A 15,596-nucleotide genomic window follows, 5' to 3' on the forward strand; every position below is an offset into this window, starting at 1 on the left:
CGGCTAGTATCGGCCCGATCTAAGGCGGGCAGCGGCCCGCGGCAACCAGATAACCGCCACGTGGCGGCAAAGGCAAAGGCGAGAGCGATGACGATTCCTGCCCCGGAAACCAAGATGGTCGATCAATGGCGCGTGGCCTGCGACGGTGGCGACGGCGCGCTGGGCCATCCCCGCGTCTGGCTGTCGATCCCGCACGAGCGCGGGTGGGTCGAATGCCCCTATTGCGATTGCCGCTACGTGCACAAGGACGCCGCCGACAAGGCGGCCTGAGGGCCGCCGCCTCCGGCGGGAGTATTTTCGGCAAGATGAAGGGGCGGGGATGAGCCATTTCGGCAAGGGGTGCCACCTGCACCTGATCGACGGATCGGCGTTCATCTTTCGCGCCTACCACGCGCTGCCGCCGCTTACGCGCAAGTCCGACGGGCTGCCGGTGGGGGCTGTCGCCGGGTTCGTGAACCTGCTGCAGAAATACGTCGACGGCAATTCCGGCGCCGACCAGTCCACCCATCTTGCCGTTGTCTTCGACTATTCCGGCAAATCCTTCCGCAATGAGATTTACGACCAGTACAAGGCGCATCGCCCGCCGGCGCCGGAGGATCTGGTCCCGCAATTCCCGCTGACGCGCGAAGCCACGCGCGCCTTCAACATCGCCTGCAAAGAGGTCGAGGGTTACGAGGCCGACGACATCATCGCCACGCTGGCCTGCCAGGCGCGTGAGGCGGGCGGCCGTGTGACCATCGTCAGTTCCGACAAGGACCTGATGCAATTGGTCGGTGACGGGGTCGAGATGCTGGACCCGATGAAGAATCGCCGGATCGACCGCGATGGCGTGATCGAGAAATTCGGCGTTGGCCCCGAACGGGTGGTCGACGTACAGGCACTCGCTGGCGACGCGGTAGACAACGTGCCGGGCGCGCCGGGCATCGGATTGAAGACAGCAGCTCTTCTGATCAACGAGTTCGGGGATCTCGACACGCTGCTGGACCGCGCCGGGGAGGTCCCGCAGCCAAAGCGACGCGCCGCGCTGATCGAGAATGCCGAGAAGATCCGCCTGTCGCGGCAACTGGTCCAGCTTGACTGCCACATGCCACTGGATTTCACCCTCGACGATCTGGAGATCCGCGATCCCGACCCCGACACCTTGTTGGGTTTTCTCGCCCGGATGGAGTTTCGCACGATATCCAAGCGTGTCGCCGAAAAGCTGGGCGTCGAACCCCCGGTCGTGACGGAGGCGCCCGAGGCCGAAGCCGAGCAGGCCACCGCCGTGCCTTTCGATCATGACGCCTACGAGGCCGTGCGCGATGCCGCTGCGCTGCAGGTCTGGATCGACCGCATCCGCGCGCGTGGTCATGTCGCCGTCGATACGGAAACCACCTCGCTTGACGAGATGCAGGCCGATCTGGTGGGTATCTCGCTTTGCGTCGAGGCGGGGCAGGCTTGCTACGTTCCGCTTGGGCACCGTGCCGAAGAGGGCGAGGGCCTGTTTGGCTCGGACAAGCTGGCCGAGGGGCAGTTGAGCCTTGACGAGGCGCTGAACCTCTTGAGGCCGGTTCTGGAGGACGAAAGCATCCTCAAGATCGGCCAGAACATGAAATACGACGCCAAGATCTTTGCCCGCCACGGGGTCAAGGTGGCACCGATCGACGACACGATGCTGATGTCCTACGCGATGTTCGGCGGGCTGCATAACCACGGAATGGATCTGCTGAGCGAGCAGTACCTTGGTCACGTGCCGATCCCGATCAAGGAGCTGCTGGGCAGCGGCAAGGCGCAGATCACCTTCGATCGTGTGCCGGTGGACAAGGCCGTGCGCTATGCCGCCGAGGATGCCGACATCACGCTGCGGCTTTGGCAGGCGTTCAAGCCTCAGTTGCACCGCAAACAGGTCACAACCGTTTACGAGACGCTGGAACGCCCGCTGGTGCCGGTGCTGGCCGAGATGGAGATGGCCGGGATCAAGGTTGACCGCGACACGCTCAGCCGGATGTCCAATGCCTTTGCGCAGAAGATGGCCCAACTCGAGGACGAGATTCAGGAAGTGGCGGGGCGCAAGTTCAACGTCGGTTCGCCCAAGCAGCTGGGCGAGATCCTGTTCGACGAGTTGAAACTGCCCGGCGGCTCCAAGGGCAAGACCGGCGCATGGGGCACTGGCGCGGATGTGCTGGAGGACCTTGCAACCGAACACAAACTGCCCGGACTGATCCTTGACTGGCGGCAACTGGCCAAGCTGAAATCCACCTATACCGATGCGCTGCAGACCCACATCAACCCCGAAACCGGGCGGGTGCATACGTCTTATTCCATCGCAGGGGCCAATACCGGGCGGCTGGCCTCCACCGATCCGAACCTGCAGAACATCCCCGTGCGCAGCGAAGAGGGCCGCCGGATCCGCGAGGCTTTCGTGGCCGATGCGGGCAAGATGCTGGTCAGCCTCGACTATAGCCAGATCGAATTGCGCATCCTTGCCCATGTCGCCGACATCGCGGCGTTGAAACAGGCGTTCCGCGACGGGCTGGACATCCACGCGATGACCGCGTCAGAGATGTTCGACGTGCCACTGGATCAGATGACGCCGGATATCCGGCGACAGGCCAAGGCGATCAACTTCGGCGTGATCTACGGCATTTCCGGCTTTGGCCTTGCGCGCAACCTGCGGATCCCGCGCGAGCAGGCGCAGGGATTCATCGACCGCTATTTCGAACGGTTCCCGGGTATCCGGACCTACATGGACGACACGGTGAAGTTCGCCAAGGACAAGGGCTATGTCCAAACGCTCTTCGGCCGCAAGATCCACACGCCCGAGATCAACGCCAAGGGCCCCGGTGCCGGCTTTGCCCGCCGTGCCGCGATCAACGCGCCGATCCAGGGCACCGCGGCAGACGTGATCCGCCGTGCGATGGTCCGCATGCCGGCTGCTATCGACGGGCTACCGGCGAAGATGCTGCTGCAGGTCCATGACGAGCTTGTCTTCGAGGTTGCCGAGGATGCCGTCGACAAGCTGATCAAGGCCGCCCGCGACGTGATGGAAGGGGCGGCCGACCCCGCCGTCCACCTTGATGTCACGCTCAGCGTCGATGCCGGGCAAGGCCGCAACTGGGCCGAGGCGCATTGAGGGCGACACGCGGCAAGTTCCCGCAACGAAACGGGGCGCGAAGGCATGGCCCCCGCGCCCCGATCACTCGCAGTTTCAGCCGGTTCAGTTAACGGCCTTGCCCTCGACAAGGTTGGTGTCGCTGACCGGCGCCTTGGCAATTTCGATCCGGCGCGGTTTCAGCGCCTCGGGCACTTCACGCACGAGGTCGATATGCAGCATGCCGTCGATATGGCTGGCGCCCGTCACGCGGACGTGGTCGGCCAGCTGGAACCGGCGTTCGAAGGCGCGGGTGGCGATGCCGCGATGCAGGAACTTGCGGCCTTCATCTTCTTCGGCCTTGCGGGCCGAGACGATCAGCGCATTTTCCCGCACTTCGACGTTCAGCTCGGTCTCCGAAAAGCCGGCGACGGCGATCGAGATGCGCCAGGCATCGTCGGCAGTCTTTTCGATATTGTAGGGCGGGTAGCTTTGCGCGGCGGTGTCGCTGTTAAGCGCCCGGTCCATCAGGTCGGCGATCTGGTCGAAGCCGACGGTGGCGCGGTAAAGCGGTGTCAGGTCAAAGGTACGCATCAGTGTCATCCTTTCAGAAGCGATAACGATAGGCGCCCTCCCGTTGCGGGACAGGCAGTGAACGGAACCCGGCTTGCGGCGTTCCGATGCAAATTATCTGGGAAAGTCGTCGCGCGGTTTCAAGACCCGTCCGGACGCACGAACCTTGCGCCGGTCTGGCCACGCTGGCCCGGCGCCAGAACCCGCACTTGCGGTGGTGCGCCGCCACCGAACAGCGTTGTTTCCGCCGCCATCTGGGCGCGGATCGCGGCCATTGGTGCGTCTAGTTCGGTGCCCAGCGCCACAGGCTTGCCGTCCATCTCGGCCTTGGCCGAGACCACCGAAACGATCTGCCGTACGCCGCCTTCCATGCTGAAGATCGGTGCACCGGACGATCCGAAATCGACATCGCAACTCAGCACCAGCACGCCGTGGTCTTCGCCAAGGATCGCGCAGGTCTGCTGCATCGAAGGCGCTTCGGCCCGGTTGAGCGCGTAGGACACGACACCAACTGACGGCCCCGAGGTTTCCGTGCTGCCGACGGGGAAAGGAAGCAGCGAGGGCAGTCGGATCGGATGTTCAAGCTTGAGGATCGCAAGGTCATGGCGCGCATTCTCGGCCGTCACCCGCGCGGCCTGACGATAAGACGGATCCGGCACGGCCTGCCGCACCATCCGTTCGGCAAGGGCCCTGCCGTCACGCAGGCCCGCACGAAAGACGATTGATGTCGGGTCCACCGGTTTGCCCGTTATTCTGTCGAACAGGCAATGCGCCGCTGTCAGCACCTCGTCCGGGGCGATCAGGGTCGCCGTGCAAAAGGCCGTGCCGGCGATATCCAGCCGGCCCACCGCCTCCCAGCCACGGCTGTCATCGCCGGTGCGAAAGCTTCGCAGCGCCGAATCCTGCGCTGTTGCGCCGCCAGCCCCCGCAAGGGCCATCACCAGTCCCCAGATTGCACCCCGCATCCTGCCTCCTGCTGCGGCTTTTCGCGATCATCGCAAGGGGCTGCGGCAAAAATGGGGCGTCAGGCCGGCTTCTGCAGTGCCGGGGGCCGCGGTCCGCCGGTCGCCCAGTCCAGCAGTTCCACCGTGTGCACCACTGGCACCTCGGTACCGCCGCCGATCTGCATCATGCATCCGATGTTTCCGGCAGCGATGATGTCGGGCTTGACCGCCTCCAGCGTACTGACCTTGCGCGCCTTCAACTGCCCCGAGATTTCCGGCTGCATCAGGTTATACGTCCCGGCCGAGCCGCAGCAAAGATGCGGATCTGCCGGCTCCAGCACGGTAAAGCCGGCGCGTTTCAGCAGGTCTTTCGGCAGTGTCTTGATCTGCTGGCCATGCTGGAGCGAGCAGGCGGCGTGATAGGCCACGCGCAGGTCCTTGGGCCCGCCTTCGGGCAGGTCCAGCTTGGCCAGCACTTCGGAGACATCCCGCGCGATGGCCGAGACCCGCGCTGCGTCGTACGCAAGCGGGTCGTTGCGGAACATGTGGCCGTAATCCTTCACCGTCGTGCCGCAGCCCGAGGTGTTGATCACGATGGCATCCAGCCCGGCACCGTCCATTTCGGCGACCCAGGCGCGGATGTTCTTGGCGGCCGTGGCGTGGGCCTCGGACTCTTTTCCCATGTGATGGGTCAGCGCGCCGCAGCAACCCGCGCCTCGCGCGACCACAACCTCGCAGCCGGCCCGCGTCAGCAGCCTGATCGTGGCATCGTTGATATCGGTGTTCAGCGCGCGTTGCGCGCAGCCGGTCATCAGCGCGACGCGCATCTTGCGGGGGCCCTTGGCGGGAAAGGTCTGCGGATCATCGTTGCGGCTGACCGGCGGGATCACCTTGGGGGCCATCTCCAGCATGGCGCGCAGGCGCGGGTCCGGCATCAGCCGGGCAAAGGGGCGGCCGATCTTGGCGGCCAGCAGGGCTAGCCGGAACCGCCCCGGATAGGGCAGGATCCGCGCCAGAACCCAGCGCAGCGCCCGGTCCTGCCACGGCCGGTCATAGCGTTTCTCGATATAGGCGCGGGCATGGTCGACAAGGTGCATGTAATGCACGCCGGACGGGCAGGTTGTCATGCAGGCAAGGCAGGACAGGCATCGGTCGATGTGCTTGACCGTGGTGGCATCGGGCACCCTGCCGTTCTCGAGCATGTCCTTGATCAGGTAAATGCGGCCCCGCGGGCTGTCCAACTCGTCGCCCAGCACCTGGTAGGTCGGGCAGGTCGCGGTGCAGAAACCGCAATGCACACAGGCGCGCAGGATCTGGTTGGCACGCGCCGTGCCGGGGTCCTGCAACTGTTCGGGGGTGAAGGTCGTCTGCATCAGAGCATGATCCCGGGGTTGAGAATGCCGCGCGGATCGAACCGCGCGCGCAGGCCTGCAGAAAGGGCTGCGACGGCAGGCGCTTCGGGTTGAAACGACGCCAGCGCACTGCGTGTCTCGGTACTGGCGCGGATCAGCGTGGCATGGCCGGGGAAGGCGCCGAGGCGGCCGCGCAGGTCGGTCCCTTCCGGCACCAGCGCCCAGATCAGGCCCCCGGCCCAGTCAAAGCGCAGGGCGCTGGCCTGCAACCGCGCGGCGATGGCGGGCGCGTCGCTTGGCGTCACCGAAAGCCTCCAGACGTCGCCTTGCCGCTTGGCGAAGGCCGTGACATCACGGATCGCCGTCCAGCGCGCCGCCACCCGTGTCTTGTCCACCTCGATCTCTGAAGCGCCGAACGCCGCGAGTGCCTCGGCCAGTCGCCCGGCGCGGTAAGCGACGGATGTGGCGAACCCCTCCAGCCGCAGCGCCGTTTCGCCCGTTTCAGGGTCATGCGCCGCGCCCGTCACTTCAAAGGGGGACCCCATCGCGGCAGCCATGGCCGCAACCGCACGATCAATCTCCAAATCTCGCAGGATCACGGTTGCCGTCTGTTCGACCGCCGGCAGCACCTTGAAGGCGACTTCGGTCAGCACGCCAAGGCTGCCATGCGCGCCCGCCATCAGCCGGACAAGGTCATAGCCGGTGACGTTCTTCATCACCCGCCCGCCGTTCTTGATGATGTTGCCCGCGCCGTCGACGAACCGCACGCCCAGCATGAAATCGCGCGCCGCCCCCACGGCAATGCGCCGCGGCCCGGAATTGTTCATCGCCGCCACAGCGCCGATGGTCGGCCTGCCCTTGGTGCCCAGAAGCGCCCGGTGGTCCATCGGCTCGAAGGGCAGCCGCTGGCCCTCGAAGGCCAGCGCCGCCTCGACATCCTCCAGCAATGTGCCCGCCTGCGCCACCAGGGTCAGGGCCCCCGGTTCGTAAAGGGTGATGCCGCTCAGCCCGGCGGTCTCCAGCACCTCGCCGGTCACCGGCCTGCCGATGGGCCGTGTGCCGCCGCCGGCGATGCGCAGCGGCCCGCGCGCATCGCGGACCACCTCTGCCAGTTCCTGTTCCGTCCGGGGTCTCATCGGCCCTGCCTTTGCCTTGCAAATATCCTCGGGGGGAGGCCCCGCAAGGGGCCGGGGGGCAGACAGCCCCCCCACCGCCGCCTATGCCGCCACCTGCCGCCGCTCCGCGCTTGACGCCAATGGAAAGACCTTGGCGGGGTTGAGCAACCATTTCGGATCGAAAACGTCCTTCACCGCCATCTGCGCCTCGAGGTCCGCGGGCGTGAACTGCACTGTCATCAGGTCGCGTTTCTCGATGCCCACGCCATGCTCGCCGGTCAGGCAGCCGCCTACCTCGACGCAGAGCGTCAGGATGTCGGCGCCTAGCGCCTCGGCCTTTTCCAGATCGCCCGGCGTGTTGGCGTTGTAGAGGATCAGCGGGTGCATGTTGCCGTCGCCGGCGTGAAAGACATTGGCCACACCCAGCCCGTAACCGGCCGTCATCTCGCCGATCCGGCGCAGGACATAGGGCAGTTCCGACACCGGGATCGTGCCGTCGAGGCAGATGTAGTCGTTGATCTGGCCCATCGCGCCGAAGGCCGACTTGCGCCCCAGCCAGATTTTCTTGGCCTCGTCCTCGGACTGGCTCTCGCGCAGTTCCACAGGGTTGTGGGTGCGCGCGATCTTCTTGATCAGGGCCAGCTGCTCGTCGATCTCGGCGGGCGCGCCCTCGACCTCGACGATCAGCAGCGCCTCGCACATCGGGTATCCGGCATGGGCGAAGGCCTCGGTCGCCTCGATGCAGGGGCGGTCCATGAACTCGATCGCCACCGGCAGGACGCCCGCCTTGATGATGTCGCTGACGCAGGCGCCGGCCACCTCGTTGCTGTCAAAGCCGATCAGCACCGGGCGCGCGCCCTCGGGCTTGGGCAGGATGCGCAGCGTGGCTTCCGTCACCACGCCCAGTTGCCCTTCCGAGCCGCAGATCACGCCCAGCAGGTCCAGCCCGCCCGCATCAAGGTGCGCGCCGCCGATCTCGACCACGGTGCCGTCCATCTGCACCAGCGTGACACCCAGCAGGTTGTTCGTGGTCACGCCGTATTTCAGGCAATGCGCGCCGCCGGAATTCATCGCGATGTTGCCGGCAATGGCGCAGGCCAGCTGGCTGGACGGGTCGGGCGCGTAGAAGAACCCGTCGGCCTCCACCGCACCGGTGACAGAGAGGTTCGTGCGCCCGGTCTGCACCCGGATCACGCGATTTGGGTAGTCGGTTTCGATGACGGCGTTCATCCGGGCGATGCCAAGGATCACGCTGTCAGCCGTAGGCAAGGCCCCTCCCGCCAGCGACGTGCCTGATCCGCGCGGCACAACCGGCACGCCCATCTCGTGGCAGATCTTCAGCGCGGCCGAAACCTCGGCCGTCGAAGCGGGCAGGATCGCGCAGAGCGGGGCACAACGATAGGCAGACAAGCCGTCGCATTCGTAAGCACGTGTCTCGGCCGGGTCGTCGATCACGGCATTTGCGGGAAGCACCTCGCGCAGGCGGGCGACCAGCGCAGCCTTGCGGGCAAGGACGTCTTGGTTCGGAACCGGCATGTCCATGGGTGTTCTCCCTAGCGATTGGTAAAGAAATATAACCAATAGCGCCAAAGGGCAACTGGTTTCGCTCAGCGTCGCCCTTCCCGCAGCCATGCCCCAAGGATCAGTGCTGCTGCCAGCAGCAGGAACGCCCATGCCGGAAGGACCGGTGTGATCGAGATGGCCGCCGTGCGATAGGCGCCACGCGGCGTCAGCCCGATCCAGCCGCGCCCCGAGGCGGGCCGCCCCGGACGCACGTCGCGCAGGCCGGGCATCCCGTCCGACAGGGCCACGATGCCGCCATTGGTCGGCGCGATCACCGGGGCGAGCGTGTCGCCGCTGGCGATGGTCTGCTCGAACTCCTTCGGCGCGGCGGGGCCAAGCGCGATCACGGTGTCCTTCACCCCGTCGGTCAGGCGGTACAGCCCCATTTCGGGCGCGGTCCACAGCGTCTCGTACCGGCCGGGCGAGACCTGCTTCAGCGTCAGCACCGTCTGCGTGCCGTCGGGCGCGGTCACCGTCACGTCTGGCACCTTGTCGCCCAGCGTGCGGCGGATGATCCGCATCGTCTGGCCCGAGGGTTCGACCCACAGCGCCTCTTCCTCGAGGTCGGGTTCCTTCATCAGCCAGTGCGCCAGCCGCCGCAGCAATTCTTGCTGCGGCCCGCCGCCTTCGAACCCGCGATCCCACAGCCAGGCCTGATCGGAGTTCAGAAGCGCCACGCGCCCGTCGCCCACGTGGTTCAGCACCAGCAGCGGCTTGCCTTCGGGGCCGCTCATCAGTGCGGTCGCCTCGGGCGGCGGCACGGTGTCGACCATGCGGAACCAGCGGCCCCAGCCGGGGCCATCGCCGCTTTCGGGTTTGGGGGCCAACGCCTGCAAGCCTTCGGTCACCGGATGCCGCTGGCCAAGGTCGGTCAGTTCGGGCGTGAAGCCCTGGGTGATGACGCGCGCGGTCGGCGCGCCGGGCAGGATCGCGCCAAGGGGCGAGCGGTAGATGCTGTCGGCCCCGCCATATTCCGGGCCAGAGGCAATCAGCAGCGCGCCGCCGCCTTCCACGTAGTCGCGGATGTTCTGCAGGTAGGCATCGGGCAGGATGCCGCGCCGGCGGTAGGTGTCGAAGATGATCAGGTCGAAGTCCTTGATCTTTTCAAGGAACAACTCGCGCGTCGGAAAGGCGATCAGCGACAGCTCGTTCACCGGCACGCCGTCCTGCTTTTCCGGGGGCCGCAGGATGGTGAAGTGAACCAGATCGACCGCCGGGTCGGATTTCAGCAGGTTGCGCCACGTCCGCTCGCCCTGCGTCGGCTCGCCCGAAACCAGCAGCACGCGCAACCGGTCGCGCACGCCGTTGATCTGCACCACGGCGGCATTGTTGCGGTCGGTCAGTTCCCCCGGCATCGCGGGGGTGGCGAATTGCAGCACGTTCATGCCGCCATGCGGCAGCGTCACTGGCAGATCGATGGGCTGGCCCAGTGGCACGCTGAACTGCATCGGCGGCTTGCCGTCGATGGCGATGGTCAGCGGCACCGGGCCGGTCACGGCAGGCGCCTTGCCTTGGTCCTCGATCTTCAGCGTCAGTGTCACGGGCTGGCCCATGATGGCGAAGGCCGGCGCGTTCGATACCACCAGACGGCGGTCCCAGTCGTCGGGATGGCCGGTCAGCAGCGCGTGCAGCGGCGCGGGCAGGGCGGGCGTGCGTGACAGGTCGTGGATGCGCCCGTCGGTGATCAGGACCATGCCGGCGATGCGGCCGACCGGTTCCTGCGCCAGCGCCTCGGACAGGGCCGTCATCGCCAGCGTGCCGCCATCGCCCGGCGCATCGCCCACGGTCACGACCTTCAGCTCGGTATTGGGCCGCGCGGCGACCTCGGCCTTCAGTTGCGCCAGCGCCGCGTCGGTCTGGGACGCGCGATCGGACAGTTTCTGACTGGCGCTCTGGTCCACCACGGCGATCACGATGTCGCTGAGCGGGTCGCGCTGTTCGGTCTGAAGCGAGGGGTTGGCAGCGGCGGCCAGAACCGCCAGCGCGGCCAGCCCCCGCAGCGCCCAGCCCGGCAGCCGCCGCCACGCCGCGAAAACCAGCATGACAACCGCCAGCGCGGCCAGCACCCAGAGCAGTGGCAGGGGCAGCAGCGGATCAAGAACCAGACCGGCCGTCATTGCCCCAACCTTTCCAGCAGCGCCGGCACATGGACCTGGTCGGATTTGTAATTGCCGGTCAGCGCGTTCATCACAAGGTTCACGCCGAAGCGCAGCGCGATCTCGCGCTGCCGGTCACCCGCCTGGCCGCGCCCGACGGGGTAAAGGAACTGGCCGTTCTGCCCCATCGCCCAGGCCGCGGCCCAGTCGTTGCCGCCGATCACCACCGGCGTCACACCGTCGTTGAGTTCGCGAAACGGCATGCCTTGCGCTTGCGCCGCATCGGGCGGCGCGGCTTCGGCCCAGACATCGGGGTTGTCATAGCGGCCTGGAAAATCCTGCAGCAGGTAGAAGGTGCGGGTCAGCACGTGGTCGGGCGGGATCGGCGCCAGCGGCGGAATGTCGAGGCCCGCCGCGATGGCCTGCAACCGCCGCCCCTCGGGCGTGGCGCCGCCGAAACCGGCGATGTCGCCATCGCGCGTGTCGAACAGGATCATCCCGCCGCTGTGCAGGTAGCGGTTGAGCTTGGCATAGGCCGCGCGCGAGGGCATCGCCTCGCCCGCCGTGATCGGCCAGTAAAGCAGCGGGAAGAAGGCCAGTTCGTCCGTCTCGATGTTGATGCCGATCGGCAGGCCCGGCTCGACCGAGCTGCGGTTGGCCAGCGTCACCGACAGCCCGTAAAGCCCGGCCTGCGCGGTGTCGTCCACGGTGGCATCGCCCGTCAGCACATGCGCCAGCACGACCGACGTGGTCGCGCGGATGGCGAAAGCATCGCTGGCCTCTGTCGGCACCGCGCCGTTCTGCTGCGCTTGGGCGGGATGCGGTAGCGCCAGAAGACCGGCCAGCAACACGACGGCCACGTGCGCGCGAGGCCCGCGCAACCGCCCGCCGATGGCAAGCGAGGCAATGATATCGATCAGCAGCAAAAGCAGCGCGGCACCCAGAACCCACCCTTTCAGGACTACTTCGCGCGCCTGCTGCAGCCCTTCGACGGGAATGCGCGCGGGCCATTCCGCGGGGGCGAGCGTGGTGTCTTCGGCAATGGTGTTGACCGCCAGACGCCGCTTGTCGCCCGCATAAAGGCCGGGCGGCAGGGCGGGGCCGGGCACGGCGGCGGCCAGCACCTCGCCCTTCACGCCGGGCAGGTCGGCGGCGTCGTGCAGCGTGCCGTAGGCGTCAAGCACCTTGTCCGGTTGCCATGTGGTGCCCGCCAGATCCTCGGCCTTGGGCGGGGTCGTGCGGGTCGAGATCGCCAGCCGTTCCAGCATCTGCACGAAAAGGCCTGACAGCGGCAGGGTGGACCATTGCGCGTTGGCGGTGACGTGGAACAGCACCACCTGCCCGTTGCCCTGATCCTTGCGCGTAACCAGCGGCGTGCCGTCGGCCAGTTGCGCGATGACGCGCTGCGCCAGCGTGGGATCGGGCTGCGCCATCACCTGGGTCGAGACGGTCACGTCATCGGGCACTTTCAGGCCGAAGAAGGGCGAGGCGGCGGGGAACGGGGCCAGCTTCTTTGGCTCGCCCCAGCTCATCGCGCCGCCGATGCTGCGCCCGCCAGCGCGCAGCCGCACCGGCAACAGCGGGTCTTCGGTCAGTTGACCAAGGTCGGCCGCGGCGGTGCGGGGCCCGGCAAAGCGCACAAGCAGCCCACCCTTGTTCACCCAGTCCAGCATCGCGGCATCCTCGCCCTTGGCCAGCGTGGGCACGTCGGCCAGGATGATGACATCGGGTTTCGCCTGCAGCACGTCCGAGACGGTGCCGTCGATCAGGTCGGCCGAGGGGGCCAGCGCCTGCCGCAGGTAGAAAAGCGGCGACAGCAGCTGCAGCGCCTCGCTTTCGCCGCTGGCCCCGATCAGCGCCACGCGACGCCGCTTGAGCGTGTCGTCGGTCAGGCTGATCGCGGCGGCCGAACGCAGGCCGGGCAGTTCAAACCGGGTGACGCGGTTGCGCAACTCGGTTGGCAGGTCCAGCGCCACATCGGCCGTGGCACTGCCCGCGGCGAAGGACAGGGTCGCAGTGGCCAGTTGCCGCTCGACCCCGGCCGGGTCCGGGCCGATCGCCGCGACGGGCGTCTCCAGCGGCAGGCCGGTTGGCGTGCGTGTGGCGGCAACCGTAACCTTGCCATCCGCAAATCGCGCGGGCCGAAGCGCGAGAACCGGGCGCGGTGTCTGGAATACGCTGACCTTGCCATGCGCCTCCAGCGCGGCCAGCAGGCTGTCGCGGCTGTCCCGGGCCAACCCGTCGGACAGCCAGAACGTGTCAAAATCGCCTTTCTGGGCTGCCGCCCAATCTGCGATACTGGCAGCGTCAGGCAGCCAGGGATGCGGCTGCAGGTTGGCCACCGTCTGGGCGGCTGCCGCGGCATCGGTGAAATCAAGTGGAACCGGCGCAAGATCGGTGCTGACGGCCAGGGCGACGGGCCGCCCGGCGCGTCCCGCCTCGGCCAGCAGCGCGGCGATCCGGTCAGCGCGCGCGGTCCAGTCGGGCGCATCGGCCCAAGTCCCGTCTGCAAGGATCAGCAGCGGACCGGTTCCGGTGCGCGGGGTTTGCGGGTTCAGCACCGGGCCGGCAAAACCAACGATCAGCGCAGCAACGGCAAGCATCCGCAGCAGCATCAACCACCACGGCGTGCGGTCGGCCTGCTGCGCCTCGTCGCTCAGCCCCAACAGCAGCGCCACGCCGGGAAAGCGCCGGCGGATCGGCGCGGGCGGCACGGCGCGCAGGATCAGCCACAGGATGGGCAGCGCGACAAGGCCCAGAAGCAGGCCGGGTGCGGCGAATCCGAGGGGGCCGAGCAGGTTCATCGGGCGGCGGCCCGCCGCATCGGCCCCGGGGCCTTGCCCCGGACCCCAGGATATTTGCCAGGCAAAGGCACCGCCATCCGCGCGTCAGGGCTCATGCGTGCCGCTCCAGCGCGGTGAAAAGCCACAGCAGGGCCGCGGCGGGCGGCGTGTCGGTATGGTGCGTGCTGAACTGCCAGCCCGTCGTCCGCGCGAGATGGGCAAGCCGGTCTTTGCGTTGCGCCAACCGGTCGAGATATCGGGTGCGCAGATCGGCGGCCTTGAGCGTTTCGTGGCGCAGACTGCCGCTCATCGATTCGAAGATGGTTCGTCCATCGAAGGGAAACGCCTCTTCCTGCGGATCGAGGACCTGCAGCAGCGCGCCGCGCACGCCCCTGTCTGCCGCCTGCAGCAGCGCCGATTCGACGGCGTCGATGTCACCAAGGAAGTCCGAGACAAAAACGGCACGGGCATGCGGCAGCAGGCCCATCGCGCTGGGCGCGCCGTAATCGCCACTGTCATCCTCGGCCAGAAGTTCGGCCATGCGGGCAAGCTGCGCACCGCCGCGCCGGGGCGGCAATTCGGCCCCCATCAGCCCCACCCGCTCGCCCCCGCGCGCCAGCAGGATCGCGCAGGCCAGGGCCAGCGTTCGGGCCCGCGCGGCCTTGCTGGGAAGGTCGCGCGACGAGGCAAAGCCCATTGCCGCGGCGCGGTCGACCCACAGCATGACCGATTGCGCGATCTGCCATTCCTTGTCCTGCACGAAGGTCGCGTCGGACCGGGCTGACCGGCGCCAGTCGATGCTGCGCGCCTCGTCATGGCTCATCGCGGGGCGATATTGCCAGAACGTTTCGCCCAAGCCTGCCCGGCGGCGGCCATGTTCGCCAAGAATCACCGTCGTGGCGAGGTGTTCGGCCTCGGCCAGCAACGGCGGCAAGGGCGCGGCAAGCGCCTCGGCCGCGCTGCGCAGAAGAGTGGCATCGCTCACGCGGCGGCCTCGACGTGGGTGACGGATGCGGCGACGGTCTCGATCAAATCGGTCAGTGACTGGCCGCGTGCCCGCGCCGCAAACGAAAGCGCCATCCGGTGCGTCAAGACCGGAGCGGCCATCCGCCGAACGTCCTCGGGCGAGGGGGCAAGGCGTCCGTCCAGCAGCGCCTCGGCCCGCGCCGTCAGCATCAGCGCCTGCGCGGCGCGCGGGCCGGGGCCCCAGCTGACGTTGTCGCGCACGATCTGCGGCGCGTCCGCGTCCGGGCGGCAGGCGCGCACGAGATCTAGGATCATCTCGACGATGCTGTCGCCCACCGGCATTCGCCGCAGCAGCGTCTGCGCGGCCAGCAACTCGTCGGCGGTAAAGACGGCCGCCGCCCGTGCATCCTCGACGCCGGTCGTGGCCAGCAGGATGTCCCGCTCTGTCCCGCGGTCGGGATAGGGCACGTCGACCTGCACCAGAAAGCGGTCAAGCTGGGCCTCGGGCAGGGGATACGTGCCCTCCTGCTCGATCGGGTTCTGGGTGGCAAGGACATGGAACGGGGTGCCCAGGGGACGATGCTGGCCGGCGATGGTCACTTCCCTCTCCTGCATCGCCTGCAGAAGGGCCGACTGGGTACGGGGGCTGGCGCGGTTGATCTCGTCGGCCATCAGGAGCTGGCAGAAGACAGGACCTTCGATAAAGCGGAACGACCGGGTGCCGTCGGCGGCCGTTTCCAGCACCTCCGAGCCAAGGATGTCGGCCGGCATCAGGTCGGGCGTGAACTGGATTCGATTGCCCTTCAGACCCATCACGGTCGACAGCGTGTCGACCAGCCGCGTCTTGCCCAGCCCGGGCAAACCGATCAGCAGGGCATGCCCGCCGGAAATCAGCGCCGCCAGCGTCAGGTCCACCACCCGGTCCTGACCGATGAAACGGCGGGCAATGCTGGTGCGGGCTGCGCCCAGCTTTTCCGCCAGCGCCTCGATTTCGCCCACCAGGTTTGCTGCCGTCATGTCCATTCACTCCACGCTGAAACTCATGCCATAGGACCAGATATCCCGCTTGCACCCAATGGCAAAAACAAACTCTCGCAAGGGAATGTGAACGTGCCGGCCCGCCCCTGCCCGATC

At 67.4% G+C, this 15,596-nt stretch carries 11 protein-coding genes; 2 read left to right on the top strand and 9 right to left on the bottom strand.

Annotated features, from left to right (window positions below; all coding sequences use genetic code 11):
- The first annotated feature begins 87 nt into the window (after window positions 1–87).
- Together GC146_RS10435 and polA are read left to right on the top strand one after the other, a co-directional pair.
- Window positions 88–270, top strand: coding sequence for a zinc-finger domain-containing protein (locus GC146_RS10435; RefSeq protein ID WP_291837845.1), 183 nt, complete (start codon window positions 88–90; stop codon window positions 268–270).
- Window positions 271–319: 49 nt separating this feature from the next.
- On the top strand, window positions 320–3,112 hold the full coding sequence (polA, locus tag GC146_RS10440) for a DNA polymerase I (protein WP_291837847.1): 2,793 nt from the start codon (window positions 320–322) through the stop codon (window positions 3,110–3,112).
- Between the two features lie 84 nt (window positions 3,113–3,196).
- On the opposite strand, the gene GC146_RS10445 is transcribed toward polA, so the two are convergent.
- From GC146_RS10445 to GC146_RS10485, 9 genes are all read right to left on the bottom strand, one after another.
- Window positions 3,197–3,664 carry an Hsp20 family protein gene (locus tag GC146_RS10445; RefSeq protein WP_291837850.1) on the bottom strand — a complete coding sequence of 156 codons (468 nt, stop codon included), beginning with the start codon at window positions 3,662–3,664 and terminating at the stop codon, window positions 3,197–3,199.
- A 119-nt stretch (window positions 3,665–3,783) separates the two neighbouring features.
- The gene (locus GC146_RS10450; protein ID WP_291837853.1) at window positions 3,784–4,608 is read right to left on the bottom strand and encodes a trypsin-like peptidase domain-containing protein; all 825 of its coding nucleotides are present in this window, start codon (window positions 4,606–4,608) and stop codon (window positions 3,784–3,786) included.
- A 59-nt stretch (window positions 4,609–4,667) separates the two neighbouring features.
- Window positions 4,668–5,960 carry a glycolate oxidase subunit GlcF gene (gene glcF, locus GC146_RS10455; protein ID WP_291837856.1) on the bottom strand — a complete coding sequence of 431 codons (1,293 nt, stop codon included), beginning with the start codon at window positions 5,958–5,960 and terminating at the stop codon, window positions 4,668–4,670.
- Window positions 5,960–7,075, bottom strand: coding sequence for an FAD-binding protein (locus GC146_RS10460; RefSeq protein ID WP_291837859.1), 1,116 nt, complete (start codon window positions 7,073–7,075; stop codon window positions 5,960–5,962). Before GC146_RS10460 ends, glcF begins: the two co-directional genes overlap by 1 nt.
- 81 nt (window positions 7,076–7,156) lie before the next feature.
- Window positions 7,157–8,596: an FAD-linked oxidase C-terminal domain-containing protein gene (locus tag GC146_RS10465; RefSeq protein WP_291837862.1), complete on the bottom strand. Its 1,440-nt coding sequence runs from the start codon at window positions 8,594–8,596 to the stop codon at window positions 7,157–7,159.
- Window positions 8,597–8,661: 65 nt separating this feature from the next.
- Entirely contained in the window at window positions 8,662–10,734 is a 2,073-nt protein-coding gene (locus GC146_RS10470) for a hypothetical protein (RefSeq protein ID WP_291837865.1), read from the bottom strand.
- The gene (locus GC146_RS10475; protein ID WP_291837868.1) at window positions 10,731–13,517 is read right to left on the bottom strand and encodes a DUF4159 domain-containing protein; all 2,787 of its coding nucleotides are present in this window, start codon (window positions 13,515–13,517) and stop codon (window positions 10,731–10,733) included. The genes GC146_RS10470 and GC146_RS10475 overlap by 4 nt, the downstream gene beginning before the upstream one ends.
- Before the next feature lie 91 nt (window positions 13,518–13,608).
- Window positions 13,609–14,481 carry a DUF58 domain-containing protein gene (locus tag GC146_RS10480; RefSeq protein WP_291837871.1) on the bottom strand — a complete coding sequence of 291 codons (873 nt, stop codon included), beginning with the start codon at window positions 14,479–14,481 and terminating at the stop codon, window positions 13,609–13,611.
- The gene (locus GC146_RS10485; RefSeq protein WP_291837873.1) at window positions 14,478–15,479 is read right to left on the bottom strand and encodes a MoxR family ATPase; all 1,002 of its coding nucleotides are present in this window, start codon (window positions 15,477–15,479) and stop codon (window positions 14,478–14,480) included. Before GC146_RS10485 ends, GC146_RS10480 begins: the two co-directional genes overlap by 4 nt.
- Window positions 15,480–15,596: the final 117 nt, after the last annotated feature.

The sequence above is a fragment of the Limimaricola sp. genome (assembly GCF_016125575.1).
Classification (GTDB): domain Bacteria; phylum Pseudomonadota; class Alphaproteobacteria; order Rhodobacterales; family Rhodobacteraceae; genus WGLM01.

Bases quoted from the DNA above. Each gene is read 5' to 3' on its own strand.
- GC146_RS10485 (WP_291837873.1), bottom strand. From the start codon at position 15,479: ATGACGGCAGCAAACCTGGTGGGCGAAATCGAGGCGCTGGCGGAAAAG.
- glcF (WP_291837856.1), bottom strand. From the start codon at position 5,960: ATGCAGACGACCTTCACCCCCGAACAGTTGCAGGACCCCGGCACGGCG.
- GC146_RS10450 (WP_291837853.1), bottom strand. From the start codon at position 4,608: ATGCGGGGTGCAATCTGGGGACTGGTGATGGCCCTTGCGGGGGCTGGC.
- GC146_RS10435 (WP_291837845.1), top strand. From the start codon at position 88: ATGACGATTCCTGCCCCGGAAACCAAGATGGTCGATCAATGGCGCGTG.
- GC146_RS10475 (WP_291837868.1), bottom strand. From the start codon at position 13,517: ATGAACCTGCTCGGCCCCCTCGGATTCGCCGCACCCGGCCTGCTTCTG.
- GC146_RS10470 (WP_291837865.1), bottom strand. From the start codon at position 10,734: ATGACGGCCGGTCTGGTTCTTGATCCGCTGCTGCCCCTGCCACTGCTC.
- GC146_RS10465 (WP_291837862.1), bottom strand. From the start codon at position 8,596: ATGGACATGCCGGTTCCGAACCAAGACGTCCTTGCCCGCAAGGCTGCG.
- polA (WP_291837847.1), top strand. From the start codon at position 320: ATGAGCCATTTCGGCAAGGGGTGCCACCTGCACCTGATCGACGGATCG.
- GC146_RS10445 (WP_291837850.1), bottom strand. From the start codon at position 3,664: ATGCGTACCTTTGACCTGACACCGCTTTACCGCGCCACCGTCGGCTTC.
- GC146_RS10460 (WP_291837859.1), bottom strand. From the start codon at position 7,075: ATGAGACCCCGGACGGAACAGGAACTGGCAGAGGTGGTCCGCGATGCG.